We start from the raw sequence: 14,702 nt of genomic DNA on the forward strand, positions 1-14,702 counted from the left end.
GGGTGGAAGGATCGCCCATGCCGGGCGATCCCAGCGGGGAGTTCGATGGGGCGCGGCAGTCATCTTCTGGAGACGATGAAGTTCATCGCTCCACTGGCCTTCCTGGTCGCCGTCTGGGCGATCGTCATACCCGTTTTCCAGGTCAATCCGCAGATCTTCCCGAGCGTTCCCGCCGTCGTTAAGGCCGGAATCGAGAGCATCCTCAACGGCACGCTGTTGATGCATGTCGGTGCGAGCATGGGCCGTGTCATCCTCGGCACGGTGCTCGCCGTCATCGTCGCGGTGCCGCTCGGCATCCTGATGGGCATCAGCAAGGGCGTCTCCGACTTCCTGACGCCGCTCCTGCGCTTCTTCTCGGTGCTCGCCGGCATCGCCTGGATCCCGCTGGCGACGCTCTGGTTCGGCTACGGCTTCGGCGCCATCATCTTCGTCATCTTCAACGGCGTGTTCTTCATCGTCGTCTACAACACGCTGCTCGGCGTCTCGACCATTCCGATGTCCCTGCGCAACGCGGCCTATTCGCTCGGCGCCGGACGCTGGTCGGTCTTCACCGAGGTGCTGCTGCCCGGCGCGCTGCCGAACATCGTCACCGGCGTTCGCACCGGGCTCGGCTTCGCCTGGCGCGGGCTGATCGCGGCCGAGATGATCGCGACCAATGTCGGCCTCGGCTACATGCTCTTCGTCGCCCGCGACTTCTACCAGACCGAAGTCATCGTCTTCGGCATGATCGTGATCGGCGTGCTCTGGCTGCTGATCGACCGGCTCGTCCTCGTCCCGCTCGAGCGCGCGACCATCGAACGCTGGGGCCTGGTGCGCTGATGAACCCGCTTCTCCCGCTCTGGTCCTTCTGGGTCCGCGCCTCGAAACTGTTTCCGTTGCTCTCGACGCTGGCGCCCTTCGTGCCGGTCGTGCTGCTCTGGCAGGCCGTGGCGACCTGGGGGCCGTTCCCGCCGGCCTTCTTCCCCGCGCCGATGGATGTCATCCGCAACTTCCAGATGCTGATGTACAAGGGCATCCTGCCCGAATATCTCGGCGACAGCGTCGCGCGGCTCGCGGCCGGCGCCGCTGTCGGCATGGCGATCGGCATCCCGCTCGGCCTGCTGATCGGCCTGAGCAAGCGCGCCTATGCCGCGCTCTGGCCAGTCGTGCTGTTCTTCCAGGCCATCGGCGACATCGCCTGGCTGCCGATCCTGATCATCTGGTTCGGCTTCGGCCTGACCACGATGGCCTTCGTCATCGTCTATACCGTGGTCTTCCCGGTGATCTTCAACACCGTGCTCGGCGTGCGCTCGGTCAAAGTCGACCTCTACCGCGCGGCGCAGAGCCTCGGCGCCCCGCCCTGGCGCATCCTGACCGAGGTCGTGATCCCCGGCGCGCTGCCCAACATCATCACCGGGCTGCGCAACGGGCTGGGCTATGGCTGGCGCGCCCTGATCGCGGCCGAGATGATCGTCGGCACCAGCGGCATCGGCTTCATGATGTTCGATGCCCGCCGCGCCGGCTCCGTGACTGAAATCGTGCTGGGCATGATCGTGCTCGGCATCCTCTGGTACATTGTCGACGCCTGGGTGCTCGCGCCGATCGAGCGCGCGACCGGCCGGCGTTGGGGACTGGTGACACAGTGAAGACGCTGAGCCTCAAGAACCTCTCGAAGACCTATTTCGACCCCTATGCGGGCAGCCATCACACGGCGCTGCACGACATCTCGCTCGACATTCCCGCCGGCGATTTCGTCTCGGTCGTCGGCCCCTCCGGTTGCGGCAAGTCGACCATCCTCAACATGGTCGCCGGCTTCATCCCGCATTCCGGCGGCGACATCCTGGTCGGCGGCCAGCCGGTCAAGGGGCCCGGCCCGGACCGCGGCGTCGTCTTCCAGTCCTTCGCGCTCTTCCCGTGGAAGACGGTGCTCGACAATGTCGGCTTCGGCCCGAAGATGCGCGGAGTGCCCAAGGCCGAGCGCGACGAGATCGCCCGCGAATACCTCGCCATGGCCGGCCTCTCGCATGCCGAGAACCGCTATCCAAACGAGCTTTCGGGCGGCATGCAGCAGCGCGTCGGCGTCGTCCGCGCGCTCGCCAACAAGCCCGACATCCTGCTGATGGACGAGCCCTTCGCCAGCGTCGACGCGCAGACGCGCATGACCTTGCAGGACGAGCTCAGCCGCATCTGGGAGGAGCGCCGGCCGACCGTGCTCTTCATAACCCACGACGTGCCCGAGGCGGTGTTCCTGGCGAACCGCGTCGTCGTGCTCTCCAAGGGCCGTGTCCTTGCCGACGTGCCGGTGCCGATCGCTCGTCCGCGCGTCTGGGACAAGCTGGTCGAGGACGAGGAGTTCAAGGACCTCTCCAACAAGGTGCTCGCGCTGGTGAGGTCGGCATGAGCGTGCTGCGCGCCGCGCTCGGCAATCGGCGCGGTCTGATCCTGCTCGCCTGTATCGCCGCCTGGCTCGCCTGGCAGGCCTGGCTCTTCGCGGTAGCGCCCGCCAAGATCGCCGCAGGCTTTCCGGATCGTCAGCGCGTCAGCGCGCTGATCACCTTGCCGTTCTCGCCCGAGCGCTTCCACGTGCTGATCTTCCAGCGCTATGGCCGCGTCTCCGGAACGGACGGGAATACTGTCGAGCTGCGCAATATCGACAAGGACCAGCTCGGCGCAATCGCCCGGTACTATTGGGTCCAACGCATCGAACCTTTGCAGTAGGGAGGATGGGAATGCTGACACGTAGGACAATACTGGCGGCGGGCGCGGTGCTTGCCACCCCGCACATCGCGCGGGCGCAGAATCTGGTGAAGATGAAGGCCGGCATGGTCACGGCGATCGACCAGCTCGGCCTGCCGATCGCGCTCGAGCGTGGCTTCTTCGAGAAATGGGGCCTGGATGTCGACATCGCCCGGCCCTACGCCACCGGCGTCGATGCGCTGAACGCGCTGCAGGCCGGCGAGAGCAACATCGTCCAGGTCGGCGTGCCGATGATCGGCGCCGTGCTGCGCGGCATGGATCTCGTCGCGCTCGCCAATTACTCGGGCAATGCCACGACCCGCGGCGCCGACGCCACCATGGCGCTGATCGCCGGTGCCGGCTCGGGCATCGCCAAGGGCGACCTTGCCAGCCTCAAGGGCAAGAAGATCGCCGCCTCCTTCGGCACGATCAACCATCTCTACATCCTCGCCCTGCTCGAGAAGGGCGGCCTGACCCCGGCCGACGTCACCCTGGTCAACACCCCGCCGCCGGACATGACGGTCGCGTTGCTGGCCAAGGGCATCGACGCCTTCGTCGGCTGGGACCCCTGGCCGATCGTCGCGCTGAAGGATGTTGCCGGTGCCGTCGAGGTCGTGCGCGGCGGCGGCGTCATCGCCTATGTCGGCTACAATGTCGGGATGCGCTCCTGGGTGGCGGCCAACGGCCCGACCGTCGAGAAGTTCCTCGCGGCGCTCTCCGAGGCCGATCAGTGGATGCGCAAGGAACCCAAGCGCGCCGCGCAGGTCGCGACCCGCTGGATTCCGGGCCTGAAGCAGGATGTTGCCGAGGCCTCGATGGAGTTCAACATCCAGCAGGCCGACCGCCGCCTCTCGGCCAATAACTACCGCGCCCTCTGGGCCGCGACCGACCGGCTGAACCGCCTCGGCTTCGTCAAGGAGACCTTTGACGTCAACAAGCACTTCGAGCCGAAGTACATCCTGAAGGTGATGGCCGACAATCCCGCGCTGTTCAGCGACCTGCCGCCGATCCCGGCGGATGTCGCGATTGGCCCCGGCTTCACCTTCAAGCCCTAAGCGTTCAGCTCCTCGAGAACACGACAGCGGCCGGTCTCCAGGCCGCTGTTTTCGTTTGCGGGGACAGCTCATCCGTCATGGTCGGGCCTGTCCCGACCATCCACGTCGTCCTTTGTCGAAGGCGGTGTTCAAGGCGTGGATGCTCGGCACAAGGCCGAGCATGACGACGCTTCCCAGTTGGCTCAGCGCTCGACGAAGGCCTTCTCGATGACGAAATGGCCGGGCTGCGCGTTGCTGCCCTCGCGGAATTCATGCCCCTTCAGCCAGGTCGTCATGTCCGCCAGCATGGCCGGGCTGCCGCAGAGCATGAAGCGGTCGCGGCTGAGATCGATCGCCGGCAGGCCGATATCATCGGGCAATTGCCCGGTCTCGAAGGCGTGGGTGATGCGGCCGCGATTGCGGAATTCCTCGCGCGTCACCAGCGGGTAGTAGATCAGCTGGTTCGCGACCAGTTCGCCGATGAACTCGTCCTGCGGCAGGACCTCGGTGATCAGCTCCTGATAGGCCAGCTCCGCCTTGAAGCGGCAGCCATGCACGAGCACGACCTTGCTGAAGCGCTCATAGGTCTCCGGGTCCTTGATCACGCTCAGGAACGGAGCGAGCCCGGTGCCGGTGCCGAGCAGGTAGAGCGTCTCGCCGGGCTCGAGCGCGTTATGGACGAGCGTGCCGGTGGGCTTGCGGCCGACGAGGATCTGGTCGCCGGACTTGAGGTGCTGCAGCCGGGAGGTCAGCGGACCCTGCGCTACCTTGATGCTGAAGAACTCGAGCTGCTCCTCGTAATTGGAGCTCGCCATGCTGTAGGCCCGCAGCAACGGGCGGCCCTCGACCTCCAACCCGATCATCGTGAACTGGCCGTTGAGGAAGCGGAAGCCGGGATCGCGCGTCGTCTTGAAACTGAACAGGTTGTCGGTCCAGTGGTGGACGTCCAGCACGGTCTCGGTATTCAGGTTGCTCATCGCAGGTCCGTCATCTGTACCGCGCCAACAGCTCGTCGTCGCGCCGGAGCGCGTCCGATCGATGCTGGCGCGGGGAGGGAAGGCGCCGGGCGGCCGATCACGGCCATCTGCCTGGACGGCGGGGGAGCCGTCCAGCGGATTATCTATGTAATATAGGGACTAATTCGTCAAACCGGCATGAGTGGTACACATGGCCGCATATGCGACGACGATGGACGGATCTTGAGTGACCCGGCAAGGCTAAGGGGAAAGGGCGGAGCGCCGCGCGATCTCGCGGCTGACGGCGTGCCAAAACACCCTGCTTTTTCGGTCGCGGCGTTGCCGGGCGAGGCGGGCGACCTGTTGCGCAACATCATGGGCTGAAGTTCCATGCTGCTCCAGCAAGATGCGTGCTTCCTCTTCCACGACGCATCTCCGGCGATATCGGTATTGCCGGAATTCGAGCGCCATTTCGGCGACGTTCAAAACGAACTGGAGGGTATCGAGTATCCCGGCCATCGAACCCTTCATCCGCTAGGCAATCACGCGCAATCTCGCTGAAGTTGTAGGGCGAGGCAATGATGGCCGATCGATTAGCCAGCCGCATAAAATTCGCGCGTTGGCTGCCGGAAGAAAATGCGTTTCGAAGCGCTCTTGCGTCTTGGCGGAAATGCAGATTGTATAAAATCATCTCCCACGAATGCTGAGATGGGGATGCCGGAATGGTCTTTGGCGCGCCGACACCTGCAAAGAGCGAGATGCTCTCAGGCGAGGGAAAGCGCGTCGGCAAGGGCCTGCTGCACAAGACCATATCGGGCGCCACTGCGGCCGAACTGCGCCAGCGCATTCTCGATGGCGTTCTGCCTGCCGGGCTGGCCTTGCGCCAGGCTGCCCTCGCCGAGGAGTTCGGCATCAGCCGCATTCCCCTGCGCGAGGCCTTGCTCCAGCTCGAAGCCGAGGGCCTGGTCAGGATCGCCCCGCATCGCGGCGCGGTCGTTTCCGAAATCTCCAAAAAGGATGTGACCGAGGTCTTCGAGCTGCGCCTGCTGCTCGAGCCGCGGCTGCTGAAATGGTCGGCGCCGAAGCTCAGGCCGCAGAACTATGCGCGGCTGCGCGCCATCCTGGCCGAATACAGCGCCGAGCTGCGCTCCAACAATCCCAGCCGCTGGGGCGAGCTCAACACCGCCTTCCATTGCGAGCTCTACAGCCAGGCGGGACGCCCTCGCTCGCTCGCGATTTCCACCAATCTGATGCAGGAAAGCGACCGGCTGACCCGCATGCAGCTTGCCCTCACCGATGGGCGCGAGCGCGCCGAGATCGAGCATGCCACGCTCGTCGACCTCTGCGAGGCCGGGCAGGTCGGCGGCGCGGTGACGCTGCTCAAGTCACATATCGAGAACGTCCAGCGGACCTTGCAGGCTTTCCTCGGAAGCCGTCGGCGGGCTCCGGCCGATGACGAGGCTCAAGCCGCCCAAGCCCATCGTTCAACCGACAATAAGGGGAACATGCGATGACTATCCTGACCAGGCCCATTTCCCGCCGTTCGGCCCTGAAGGCCGGCTCGGCCGCCCTGCTCACGCTCGGCATGCCCTCGATCCTGCGGGCGCAGTCCGAGCCGCTGCGGCTCGGCGTGCTGACGCCGCTGACCGGCGCCGGTGGCTTCGACGGGCCGCGCATGCTCAAGGCGATGCAGGCCGTGGCCGAGGAGATCAACAGCGCCGGCGGGCTGCTCGGCAAGAAGATCGAGCTCGTCGTCGAGGATGACCAGACCAATCCGGAAGCGGCCGTCCGCGCCGCCCGCAAGCTGATCGACGTCAACCGCGTGCCGGTGATCATGGGCACCTGGGCCTCGGCCGTGACGACCGCGGTCGCGCCGGTCTGCTGGGAGAGCAAGACCTTCCTGACGACGGTCTCGGGCGCCGACACCATCACCCAGCTGCCGCATCAGGGCTACCTGATCCGGACCCAGCCGAACAACGCGCTCCAGGCGGCCAAGCATGGCGAGTTCATGCTCGGGCTCGGCTGCAAGCGCATCCACATCATGTCGATCCAGTCGCCCTTCGCGGCGCCGACCCAGGCCAAGCTGAAGGAGACCGTGGAGAAGGCCGGCGCCGCCATGGCCGGCAGCCTGATCTACGAGAAGGACAAGACGACCTATCGTTCCGAGGTCGATCAGGCGCTGCGGACCAAGCCGGACATCATCTATGTCAACGGCTATGCGCCCGATGTCAGCGTCATCCTGCGCGACCTCTACCGCGCCGGCTTCACCGGCCCGCGCTTCGCGCAATCCTATTCCGTCACCAGCAAGGTGCTGGAGGCGCTGCCGCAGGAGGTCAGCGAGGGCGTCTACACCGTCGCCCCTTCCGCCGACATCGAGTCGCCGGCCTTCAGCCTCGCCGCCAAGCGGCTGAAGATCGACGCGCCCGATTCCTACGAGACCCAGGCGACCGACTGGATCAGCCTGGTCTCCCTCGCCATCGCCAAGGCCAAGCAGGCCGACGGCACCGCGCTCAAGGACACCGTGCGCAAGATCTCGCAGGGCTCGGGCGAGAAGGTCTACTCCGCCGTCGATGGCCTCAAGGCGATCGCGGCCGGCAAGGAGATCAATTACGAGGGCTCCAGTGGCCCCTGCGACTTCAACGAGATCGGCGACATCATCGACTGCAAGTTCCGCTTCCAGCTTGTCGAGAAGGGCCAGTTCAAGTTCATCAAGGTCGCCTGAGCGCACCTGCTTCCCTTCGCAACTTCCCGGGAGCGCACCCGCGCTCCCGCCTCCGCTTTCTCGTGAGGTGAGATGTCCCTGCTGGAAGTCCGCGGCGTCACGCGCAGCTTCTATGGCGTGCACGCGCTCAACGGCGTCGATCTCGATGTCGAGCCCGGCCGGATCACCGGGCTGATCGGCCCGAACGGCGCCGGCAAGACGACGCTGTTCAACTGCATTTCCGGGCTGGTCCCTGCCGATGGCGGGACGATCCGCTTCGGCGGCACCGATATCACCCGCCTCAGGCCGGATCAGGTCACGCGCCAGGGCCTGGTCAAGACCTTCCAGATCGCGCGCGGCTTCCCGCGCCTCACGGTCCTGGAGAACCTGCTGCTCTACGCGCCGGACCAGCCGGGCGAGCATGTCGGCGCGGCGCTGCTGCGCTCGAAGGCGTCGCTTGCCCGCGAGCGCCAGATCATGGAGCAGGCGACCGGGATCGCCGCCATGCTCAACCTCACCCGCGTGCTCAACGACAAGGCCTCCGACCTCTCCGGCGGGCAGAAGAAGCTGCTCGAGATCGGCCGCGCCCTGATGAGCGATCCCAAGCTGATCCTGCTCGACGAGCCCGCCGCTGGCGTCAACCCGACACTGGTCCGCGAGATCGGCGAGAAGCTGCGCGAGATCGTGGCGCGCGGCGTCACCCTGCTCCTGATCGAACACCAGATGGATATGATCGCCCGCCTCTGCGACCACGTCATCGTCATGGCCGAGGGCCGGCGCCTGCTCGAAGGAACCTTCGAGGAGGTCGCCAGCAACCACGAGGTCCAGCAGGCCTATATGGGGCGCCGCGCATGAGCGTGCTCAGCGTCTCCGGCCTCGTTGCCGGCTATTCCGCCGCCGACGAGATCCTCAAGCAGGTCGGCTTCGAGCTCCAGGCCGGCGAGATCGCCTGCATCATCGGTCCGAACGGCGCCGGCAAGTCGACCTTGCTCAAGGCCATCGCCGGATTGGTGAAGTCCTCGAAGGGCTCGGTCGTGCTCAATGGCGAGCCGATCAATGGCCGCGCCCCGCGCGAGATCACGCGGCTCGGCCTCGCCTATGTGCCGCAGGAGCACAATGTCTTCCCGAGCATGACCATCGTCGAGAATCTCGAGATGGGCGGCTATGTCGAGCCCGGCCGCATCGCCGCGCGCATGGACAATGTCATGCAGCGCTTCCCCGTGCTGCAGCGCAAGCGCAGCCAGGCGGCGCGCACGCTCTCTGGCGGCGAGCGCCAGATCCTCGCCATGGGCATGGCGCTGATGGTCGAGCCCAAGGTGCTCCTGCTCGACGAGCCCTCGGCCGGCCTCTCGCCAGTGGCGGCGCATCGGCTCTTCGAGGACATCCGCGCCATCAACCGCGAGGGCGTCGCCATCGCGCTGGTCGAGCAGAATGCGAGCGATGCGCTCGATATCTCCGACCGCGCCTACATCCTCGTCGATGGCCGCAACCACCGCACCGGTATCGCCAGCGACATCGCCAATGACGCCGAGATCCGGCGCGTCTTCCTGGGAGGCTGAGGACGCATGTCGCCCTTTCTCGCCGAGTTCCTGCAGCTCATCCTCAACGGCGTCATGGCCGGCACGATCCTGGCCGTGCCGGCGATCGGCCTGACCGCCATGTTCGCCGTGCTGCGCTTCCCGAATTTCGCGCTCGCCTCGCATGCGACGGCGGGTGCCTTCGCCGGCTATGTCGCGAATGTCACCTTCGGGCTGCCGCTGATCCCCTCGCTGTTCTTCGCCTTCCTGGTCGCGGGCGCGCTGGGCATCGCCAGCGACGAAATCGTGCTGAAGCCCTTCCGCGCCATGGGCGCGATCACCACCGCGATCGGCTCGATCGCGCTGACCATCGCGATCGAGAATCTCGTCCGTTTCTTCTTCGCCAACGAGCTGCGCGGCTATGACCTGCCGATCGCCCGCGACTGGATCTTCGGTGGCGTCCGCGTCGGCCCGCAGCAGATGCAGAACCTCGCCGTCTCCGTCGTGGTCATGGCGCTGGTCTTCGCCTTCCTGACCTTCACCCGCATGGGCAAGGCGATGCGCGCCGTCGCCGACAACCCCGCGCTCGCCGACATCAAGGGCATCAATGCCGATACGGTGGCGCGGATCGTCTCGTTCGGCGGCATGGGATTGGCGGGCCTGGGAGGCATGCTGATCGGCCTCGACACCTCGATCGACCCGCTCACTGGCTTCCGCTCGATGATGTCGATCTTCGCCGCGGCCGTTGTCGGCGGGCTCGGCAGCATTCCCGGCGCCGTGGTCGGCGCGCTCGTCATCGGCATCGGCGAGGAGCTCTGCCTGCTCGTGCTCTCGCCGAGCTATCGCAGCGCGGTCGGCTTCCTGGCTATCCTGCTCGTCCTGGTGCTGCGCCCGCGCGGCATCCTCGGCCAGCGCGCTTACTAGGGGGCGACGAGATGGAAAACTACCTCATCGCGATGTGCGTCACGGCCGGCGTCTATGCGCTGATGGCGCTCGGCATGAACATCATCTGGGGCATGGCCGGGCTGATCAATCTCGGCCTCGTCGGCTTCTTCGCGGTCGGCGCCTATACCTCGGCGCTGCTGACGGTGAAGCTCGGCTTCCCGATCGTCGTCGGCGTCATCGCCGGCGGCATCACGGCGGCGCTCGTCGGCGTCGTCGTCTCGCTCGTCACGGCGCGATTGCGTGGCGACTATCTCGCCATCGTCACGCTTGGCTTCGCCGAGACGATCCGCGTCTTCGCCACCAACGAGATCTGGCTGACCAATGGCAGCGACGGTATTTCCGGCATTCCCGGTCCGTTTCGTGGCGATCTGACGCCGGTCCAGTTCAATTCGCTCTATCTCGCGATCATGGTCGCGGTGGTCACGATCGCCTTCGTGCTGGTCGAGCGCCTGAGCTATTCGCCCTTCGGCCGGGTGTTGCGCGCCATTCGCGACGACGAGCAGGTCGCCGCCGTCGCCGGCAAGCAGGTGCTTCTCTACAAGGTCCAGGCCTTCGCGCTCGGCAGTGTCGCGCTCGGTGTCGCCGGCGCGCTCTACGCCCACTACACCTCCTATATCGCGCCCGACATCTTCGTCCCGCTGCTGACGCTCTACATCAAGCTCGCGCTGCTTGCGGGCGGTGTCGGCAACAGCAAGGGCGCGGTGCTCGGCGCGGTCGTCGTGGTCTTCTTCCTGGAGAGCACGCGCTTCATCGTGCCGCTGATCCCCTATATCTCGCCGGTCCAGGGCGCTGCCCTGCGCGAGCTCATCGTCAGCGTCTCGCTTCTCGTCATCCTGCGCTTCCGGGCGCGCGGACTCCTGCCGGAGGCGCGCTCGCATCTGGTCGTGCCGGCGGCTCTTCCCGCGCCGGCTCGCGGCTAGATCATCGGGCCGGATATCCGATCCGGCCCGATGATCCAGCACTTTGAATCTGCATCGGCTCTCTCCAAAAACCGCAATCCACTGTTGGGCCGATGCCCTAGCCCAAACCGGCCAACCCTGAGGTCCCAACATGTCGAACCAGAAGCATCCGATCACCGCCGAGGCGATCGCCAAGGTTGCCGAGCTCGTCGCGACCGCCCAGCCGGCCGTGGCCTACAAGGCGATCGATGACCTGGCCCAGCACGTCTTCGGCCATTTGCTGCTGACGATCCTGGCCTATCGGCCCGAGACCGTCGAGGTTGAGCGGCTCTATTCGAGCAACGAGACCGCCTATCCGGTCGGTGGCCGCAAGCCGAAGAAGGGCACCGCCTGGGGCGCGCATGTGCTCGACAAGGGCCAGTTCCACATTTCGCACAATGCCGAGGACATCAAGGCGACCTTCTTCGACCATGAGCTGATCGCCAGCCTCGGCATCAGCGGCATGATCAATATCCCGCTCGTGCTGAGCGGCCGCTGTGTCGGCACGCTCAACATCTCGAATGTCGCCGGCCATTTCGGCGAGGCCGACTTCCCGACCGCGCGCATCCTGGCGGCGCTCGCCCTGCCGCTCGTGCTCAGCCAGGCCTGAGACGGCGTCGAGGCGGCACCTGCCTTACAGCGCTTTCCGGGCCTCGATCATTGTGCGAGCTCCCTCGCGCAAGCCGGCCCGGGACGCGTCGCGCGAATAGAACATGTGGCCGCCGGGAAAGAGCGCGAGCTTCACGCGTTCGGGATCGCCGAGGGCAGGCAGCTGGTCGAGCAGCAGCTTGCTCTCGAAATAGGGCGTGACGAAATCGGTGAAGCCATGCGCTACGATGACGTCGAGGCGCGGATCGAGCGCCAGGGCGCTGCGCAGCTCGCGCATGGATTCGCGGTCGCCCCGGCCCTGGCCGTAGCTCCAGCGCCGGCCGACCTCCTCGTTGAGCAGGAAATAGCGCCCGTCCGGCCGCCAGTTCAGGTCGCTCGCATAGTGGCTGAGCATGGCGCTGGTCAGCGGCGCAGTGATCGCTTCGAGCACCGCATCGGGTGCACGGCTGCGGGCGGCCTCGGGATCGGGATCGAGCGCGGCGACATTGCCGTCATAGGGGCTGCCGACGACGCCCTTGCCGCGGTCGCGCTCGCGCAGGAAGGTCGCCATGTCGATCTTGCCGCCCATGCGTTCCACCAGCCCGCGGTCGAGTCCGGTCAGCGCCGAAACCCGGTCGGCCATGCGCCTGACGGCGTCGCGGTCCCGCGGCCCTTTGAGAAGATCGGCGAGATATTCGCCGGAGGCGTAGGTCTCGGACTCGGCGAGCGCCTGACGCGTAAGCTTGCCCTCGCGCTCCAGCTTGGCTGCAGCCATCGCGGGCAGCGACACCACCCAGCGCAACGGCGAGCCGCTGGCATCGCGCTGATAGGTGAAGTCGAGCACCGGGGAGAGCATCACCATGCCGGAGATGCCGACACCGTCGCTGGTCTGCAGCTCGCTGGCGATCTTGGGCGCGCGGAAGCCGCCATAGCTCTCGCCGACGAGAAACTTTGGCGAGGCGAGGCGGTCGTTCTGCCGCAGCCAGTTGGAGACGAAGCGCGACAGCGATTTGTAGTCGCCCTCGACCGACCAGAGCAGCCCGCGCGCATCGTCATTGCCGGGCGCGAAGCGGCTGAAGCCGGTACCAACCGGGTCGATGAAGACGAGATCGGTGAAGTCGAGCCAGGTATCGGCATTGTCGACGAGCACGGGCGGCATCGAGGGCGTGTCGCCCTGCCGGCCGAAGGGCAGGCGCTTCGGACCCATCAGGCCGAGATTGAGATAGGCCGAGGCGGCGCCCGGCCCGCCATTGACGGCGAAGGTGACGGGACGTGCCGAAGCCGGAGCGCCCTGCTCGCGGTCGAGCACATAGGCGACATAGGCGATCTCGGCGAGCGTCCGCCCGGACTGGTCGCGCACCGGCAGCGAGCCGGCTGTGGCCGTATAGCGCAAGGTGCGGCCGGGAAGGGCAGTCTCATGATGCGTGACCGAGGGCGCCGGCAGGGCCTGGCCCTGCGGCGCCGCGGGACGTGAATCCTGTCGCGCGTCCTGTCCGCGCTCCTGGCCCGAGCCGGGCCGCGACGGTCCGGCCTCCTGCGACCAGCTCGGGTCGATGGCGGCAACGGCCGTCAGGACGAATAGCCCGGCGAGCAGAAATGCCGAAAGTGCGCGAAATCGCATGGTCAGCCTCAATGATCGGTCGGTTCAGCGAAACCTACCCTGCCAACGAGGCGGAACTGGACAAACATCCCATCACGAAGCCGTCAGCACTTGGCTTACGCCGGATCCGGGCTTCCCGCTCAAGGTGCCTGCAATTGGCCGAGCTCATCCAGCAGCGCCGCGCCGGTGCGGATCCCGCTATGGAAACAGTCGAGCGTCAGGTTCTCGTTCGGGGCGTGGTTCGCTTCATCCGGATTGGCATAGGGCGTGACGAAGGCGGGGATGCCGAGGATTTTTGTGAAGACATAGCCCGGTAGGCTGCCGAAGCCGGCCGGGATCAGCAGCGGCTCCACGCCCTGCGCTGCGACGAAGGCACGAACCAGCGGCGCGGTGAAAGGCGAGGCGATCGGCGTCTTCGAGGGCTGCATTCCCATATCGGCCGCGATGAACTCGACCTCCGGCGCATGCTTCGCCACATGCTCGGCGACCTTGCGCAGGATGTCCTGCGGGTCCTGATTGTGCACCAGCCGGATGTCGCATTTCACGAAGGCTTCGTTGGGCAGCACGGTCTTGGTGCCAGGCCCGCCATAGCCGCCGTGGAAGCCGTTGATGGTCAGCGTCGGGCGGAAGCAGAGGCGGTCATAGAAGGGCCGCTCCGCCGGTGCGTCGAGCCGCGCGAGCTTGAGGCTCCCCTTGAACGCTTCGATATCGAGCGGCAGCCGCTCGATCGCGGCGAGCTCCTCGGGCGAGGGCGGCTCGATCCCATCCTCGAAACCGGCAATGGTGATCTCGCCGGCTTCGTTCTTCATGGTGCCGAGCAAGTGCACCAGCGTCCAGATCGGGTTCGGCACCACGCCACCGAAATTGCCGGAATGGACGTCGCGGCTGGCATGGCGGCAGCGCAGCTCGAAGGAGACGACGCCACGCGATCCGAACTTGATCGCAGCCGCTCCGCTCGCATGGCGCGGGCCGTCCGCGGTGACCGCTAGGTCGGCCTTGAGTGCATCCTTGTTGGCGCGCACGAAGCCGGCAATGTTCGGGCTGCCGACCTCCTCCTCGCCTTCCAGCAGCAGGATGACGTTGCAGGGCAGCGCGCCATGCACCTTCAGATGCGATTCGAGCGCCAGGATCTGGGCGAAATGCTGGCCCTTGTTGTCGCCGACGCCGCGCGCATAGAGGCGCCCGTCGCGGATTGTCGGCTCGAAGGGCGGCGAGAGCCATTTGTCGAGCGGGTCGGGCGGCTGCACGTCGTAATGGCCGTAGAGCAGCACCGTCGGCTTGCCCGGGGCCTTCTCCCAGCGTGCCACGACCATAGGGTGCCCCTCGGTCGGCATCAGGCTGGTCTCGAGCCCGATCTCGGTCAGCATCTTGACCAGGAGCTCGCCGACCTCGGTGATGCCGATATTCTCGGCGCTGATGCTGGGATGGCGGAGATAGGCGATCAGACGGTCGAGGAAAGCCGACCGGTTCGTGTCGATGTGCTCGAAAACCGGGGTCAGTTTGTCGGAGGACGCCATAGGCCTGTACCTGTCGGAGATGGACAGCCGGAGGCAGGGGGGCCCTGGCTGGATCTGGATGTTCGGACACGCCCTCCGGTGGAGTGCGCTCATCGGGCCTCGGAGCCTACACTCCGAGCGCCGCAAACTGGAAATGCGATCGGGCTGGCCGGCTCATTCTCGACGCGCAACCCACAGCGCCTGGAGGGTAG

Annotated in this window: 16 protein-coding genes; 12 read left to right on the forward strand and 4 right to left on the reverse strand. The window is 66.3% G+C overall.

Features of this window, described 5'->3' with window-relative positions:
- Positions 1-75: 75 nt before the first annotated feature.
- The 5 genes from EV560_RS22505 to EV560_RS22525 are packed head-to-tail and all read left to right on the forward strand — an operon-like array spanning position 76 to position 3,770.
- Positions 76-819 (forward strand): ABC transporter permease, encoded by a 744-nt coding sequence (locus EV560_RS22505; RefSeq protein WP_248312159.1) that lies wholly within the window; start codon positions 76-78, stop codon positions 817-819.
- Positions 819-1,625, forward strand: a complete 807-nt coding sequence (locus EV560_RS22510) for an ABC transporter permease (protein ID WP_131858058.1) — start codon at positions 819-821, stop codon at positions 1,623-1,625. The genes EV560_RS22505 and EV560_RS22510 overlap by 1 nt, the downstream gene beginning before the upstream one ends.
- Positions 1,622-2,380 (forward strand): ABC transporter ATP-binding protein, encoded by a 759-nt coding sequence (locus EV560_RS22515; RefSeq protein WP_131858059.1) that lies wholly within the window; start codon positions 1,622-1,624, stop codon positions 2,378-2,380. Before EV560_RS22510 ends, EV560_RS22515 begins: the two co-directional genes overlap by 4 nt.
- Positions 2,377-2,697: a hypothetical protein gene (locus EV560_RS22520; protein WP_131858060.1), complete on the forward strand. Its 321-nt coding sequence runs from the start codon at positions 2,377-2,379 to the stop codon at positions 2,695-2,697. Before EV560_RS22515 ends, EV560_RS22520 begins: the two co-directional genes overlap by 4 nt.
- Before the next feature lie 11 nt (positions 2,698-2,708).
- Positions 2,709-3,770 carry an ABC transporter substrate-binding protein gene (locus EV560_RS22525; protein WP_131858061.1) on the forward strand — a complete coding sequence of 354 codons (1,062 nt, stop codon included), beginning with the start codon at positions 2,709-2,711 and terminating at the stop codon, positions 3,768-3,770.
- A gap of 182 nt (positions 3,771-3,952) precedes the next feature.
- Here the strand turns inward: EV560_RS22525 and EV560_RS22530 are convergent, their stop codons facing one another.
- Positions 3,953-4,726 (reverse strand): ferredoxin--NADP reductase, encoded by a 774-nt coding sequence (locus tag EV560_RS22530; protein WP_131858062.1) that lies wholly within the window; start codon positions 4,724-4,726, stop codon positions 3,953-3,955.
- Positions 4,727-4,966: 240 nt separating this feature from the next.
- Complete coding sequence (locus EV560_RS22535; RefSeq protein WP_131858063.1) at positions 4,967-5,224, reverse strand: hypothetical protein; 258 nt, start codon at positions 5,222-5,224, stop codon at positions 4,967-4,969.
- 203 nt (positions 5,225-5,427) lie between these two features.
- Between EV560_RS22535 and EV560_RS22540 the strand changes: the two genes are divergently transcribed.
- The 7 genes from EV560_RS22540 to EV560_RS22570 all read left to right on the forward strand — a co-directional run bounded on the left by EV560_RS22540 (position 5,428) and on the right by EV560_RS22570 (position 11,416).
- Complete coding sequence (locus tag EV560_RS22540; protein ID WP_248312160.1) at positions 5,428-6,219, forward strand: GntR family transcriptional regulator; 792 nt, start codon at positions 5,428-5,430, stop codon at positions 6,217-6,219.
- Positions 6,216-7,427, forward strand: coding sequence for an ABC transporter substrate-binding protein (locus EV560_RS22545; RefSeq protein ID WP_207908092.1), 1,212 nt, complete (start codon positions 6,216-6,218; stop codon positions 7,425-7,427). Before EV560_RS22540 ends, EV560_RS22545 begins: the two co-directional genes overlap by 4 nt.
- 72 nt (positions 7,428-7,499) lie before the next feature.
- Entirely contained in the window at positions 7,500-8,261 is a 762-nt protein-coding gene (locus EV560_RS22550; protein WP_131858064.1) for an ABC transporter ATP-binding protein, read from the forward strand.
- Positions 8,258-8,965 (forward strand): ABC transporter ATP-binding protein, encoded by a 708-nt coding sequence (locus EV560_RS22555; RefSeq protein ID WP_131858065.1) that lies wholly within the window; start codon positions 8,258-8,260, stop codon positions 8,963-8,965. Before EV560_RS22550 ends, EV560_RS22555 begins: the two co-directional genes overlap by 4 nt.
- Positions 8,966-8,971: 6 nt before the next feature.
- Positions 8,972-9,847 (forward strand): branched-chain amino acid ABC transporter permease, encoded by an 876-nt coding sequence (locus EV560_RS22560; protein ID WP_131858066.1) that lies wholly within the window; start codon positions 8,972-8,974, stop codon positions 9,845-9,847.
- An 11-nt stretch (positions 9,848-9,858) separates the two neighbouring features.
- Positions 9,859-10,788, forward strand: coding sequence for a branched-chain amino acid ABC transporter permease (locus EV560_RS22565; protein ID WP_131858067.1), 930 nt, complete (start codon positions 9,859-9,861; stop codon positions 10,786-10,788).
- Positions 10,789-10,918: 130 nt separating this feature from the next.
- Complete coding sequence (locus tag EV560_RS22570) at positions 10,919-11,416, forward strand: GAF domain-containing protein (protein WP_131858068.1); 498 nt, start codon at positions 10,919-10,921, stop codon at positions 11,414-11,416.
- Between the two features lie 24 nt (positions 11,417-11,440).
- On the opposite strand, the gene EV560_RS22575 is transcribed toward EV560_RS22570, so the two are convergent.
- Both EV560_RS22575 and EV560_RS22580 read right to left on the reverse strand, forming a co-directional pair.
- Positions 11,441-13,015, reverse strand: coding sequence for a S10 family peptidase (locus EV560_RS22575; RefSeq protein WP_131858069.1), 1,575 nt, complete (start codon positions 13,013-13,015; stop codon positions 11,441-11,443).
- 119 nt (positions 13,016-13,134) lie between these two features.
- The gene (locus EV560_RS22580; protein WP_131858070.1) at positions 13,135-14,511 is read right to left on the reverse strand and encodes a M20/M25/M40 family metallo-hydrolase; all 1,377 of its coding nucleotides are present in this window, start codon (positions 14,509-14,511) and stop codon (positions 13,135-13,137) included.
- Positions 14,512-14,702: the final 191 nt, after the last annotated feature.

The organism is Allobosea sp. BK604 (genome assembly GCF_004341515.1).
Lineage (GTDB): Bacteria > Pseudomonadota > Alphaproteobacteria > Rhizobiales > Beijerinckiaceae > Allobosea.

Excerpts from the sequence above, each read along its gene's own strand:
- EV560_RS22505 (WP_248312159.1), top strand. The coding sequence starts at position 76 with ATGAAGTTCATCGCTCCACTGGCCTTCCTGGTCGCCGTCTGGGCGATC.
- EV560_RS22510 (WP_131858058.1), top strand. The coding sequence starts at position 819 with ATGAACCCGCTTCTCCCGCTCTGGTCCTTCTGGGTCCGCGCCTCGAAA.
- EV560_RS22520 (WP_131858060.1), top strand. The coding sequence starts at position 2,377 with ATGAGCGTGCTGCGCGCCGCGCTCGGCAATCGGCGCGGTCTGATCCTG.
- EV560_RS22525 (WP_131858061.1), top strand. The coding sequence starts at position 2,709 with ATGCTGACACGTAGGACAATACTGGCGGCGGGCGCGGTGCTTGCCACC.
- EV560_RS22530 (WP_131858062.1), bottom strand. The coding sequence starts at position 4,726 with ATGAGCAACCTGAATACCGAGACCGTGCTGGACGTCCACCACTGGACC.
- EV560_RS22535 (WP_131858063.1), bottom strand. The coding sequence starts at position 5,224 with ATGGCCGGGATACTCGATACCCTCCAGTTCGTTTTGAACGTCGCCGAA.
- EV560_RS22540 (WP_248312160.1), top strand. The coding sequence starts at position 5,428 with ATGGTCTTTGGCGCGCCGACACCTGCAAAGAGCGAGATGCTCTCAGGC.
- EV560_RS22545 (WP_207908092.1), top strand. The coding sequence starts at position 6,216 with ATGACTATCCTGACCAGGCCCATTTCCCGCCGTTCGGCCCTGAAGGCC.
- EV560_RS22550 (WP_131858064.1), top strand. The coding sequence starts at position 7,500 with ATGTCCCTGCTGGAAGTCCGCGGCGTCACGCGCAGCTTCTATGGCGTG.
- EV560_RS22555 (WP_131858065.1), top strand. The coding sequence starts at position 8,258 with ATGAGCGTGCTCAGCGTCTCCGGCCTCGTTGCCGGCTATTCCGCCGCC.
- EV560_RS22560 (WP_131858066.1), top strand. The coding sequence starts at position 8,972 with ATGTCGCCCTTTCTCGCCGAGTTCCTGCAGCTCATCCTCAACGGCGTC.
- EV560_RS22565 (WP_131858067.1), top strand. The coding sequence starts at position 9,859 with ATGGAAAACTACCTCATCGCGATGTGCGTCACGGCCGGCGTCTATGCG.
- EV560_RS22570 (WP_131858068.1), top strand. The coding sequence starts at position 10,919 with ATGTCGAACCAGAAGCATCCGATCACCGCCGAGGCGATCGCCAAGGTT.
- EV560_RS22575 (WP_131858069.1), bottom strand. The coding sequence starts at position 13,015 with ATGCGATTTCGCGCACTTTCGGCATTTCTGCTCGCCGGGCTATTCGTC.
- EV560_RS22580 (WP_131858070.1), bottom strand. The coding sequence starts at position 14,511 with ATGGCGTCCTCCGACAAACTGACCCCGGTTTTCGAGCACATCGACACG.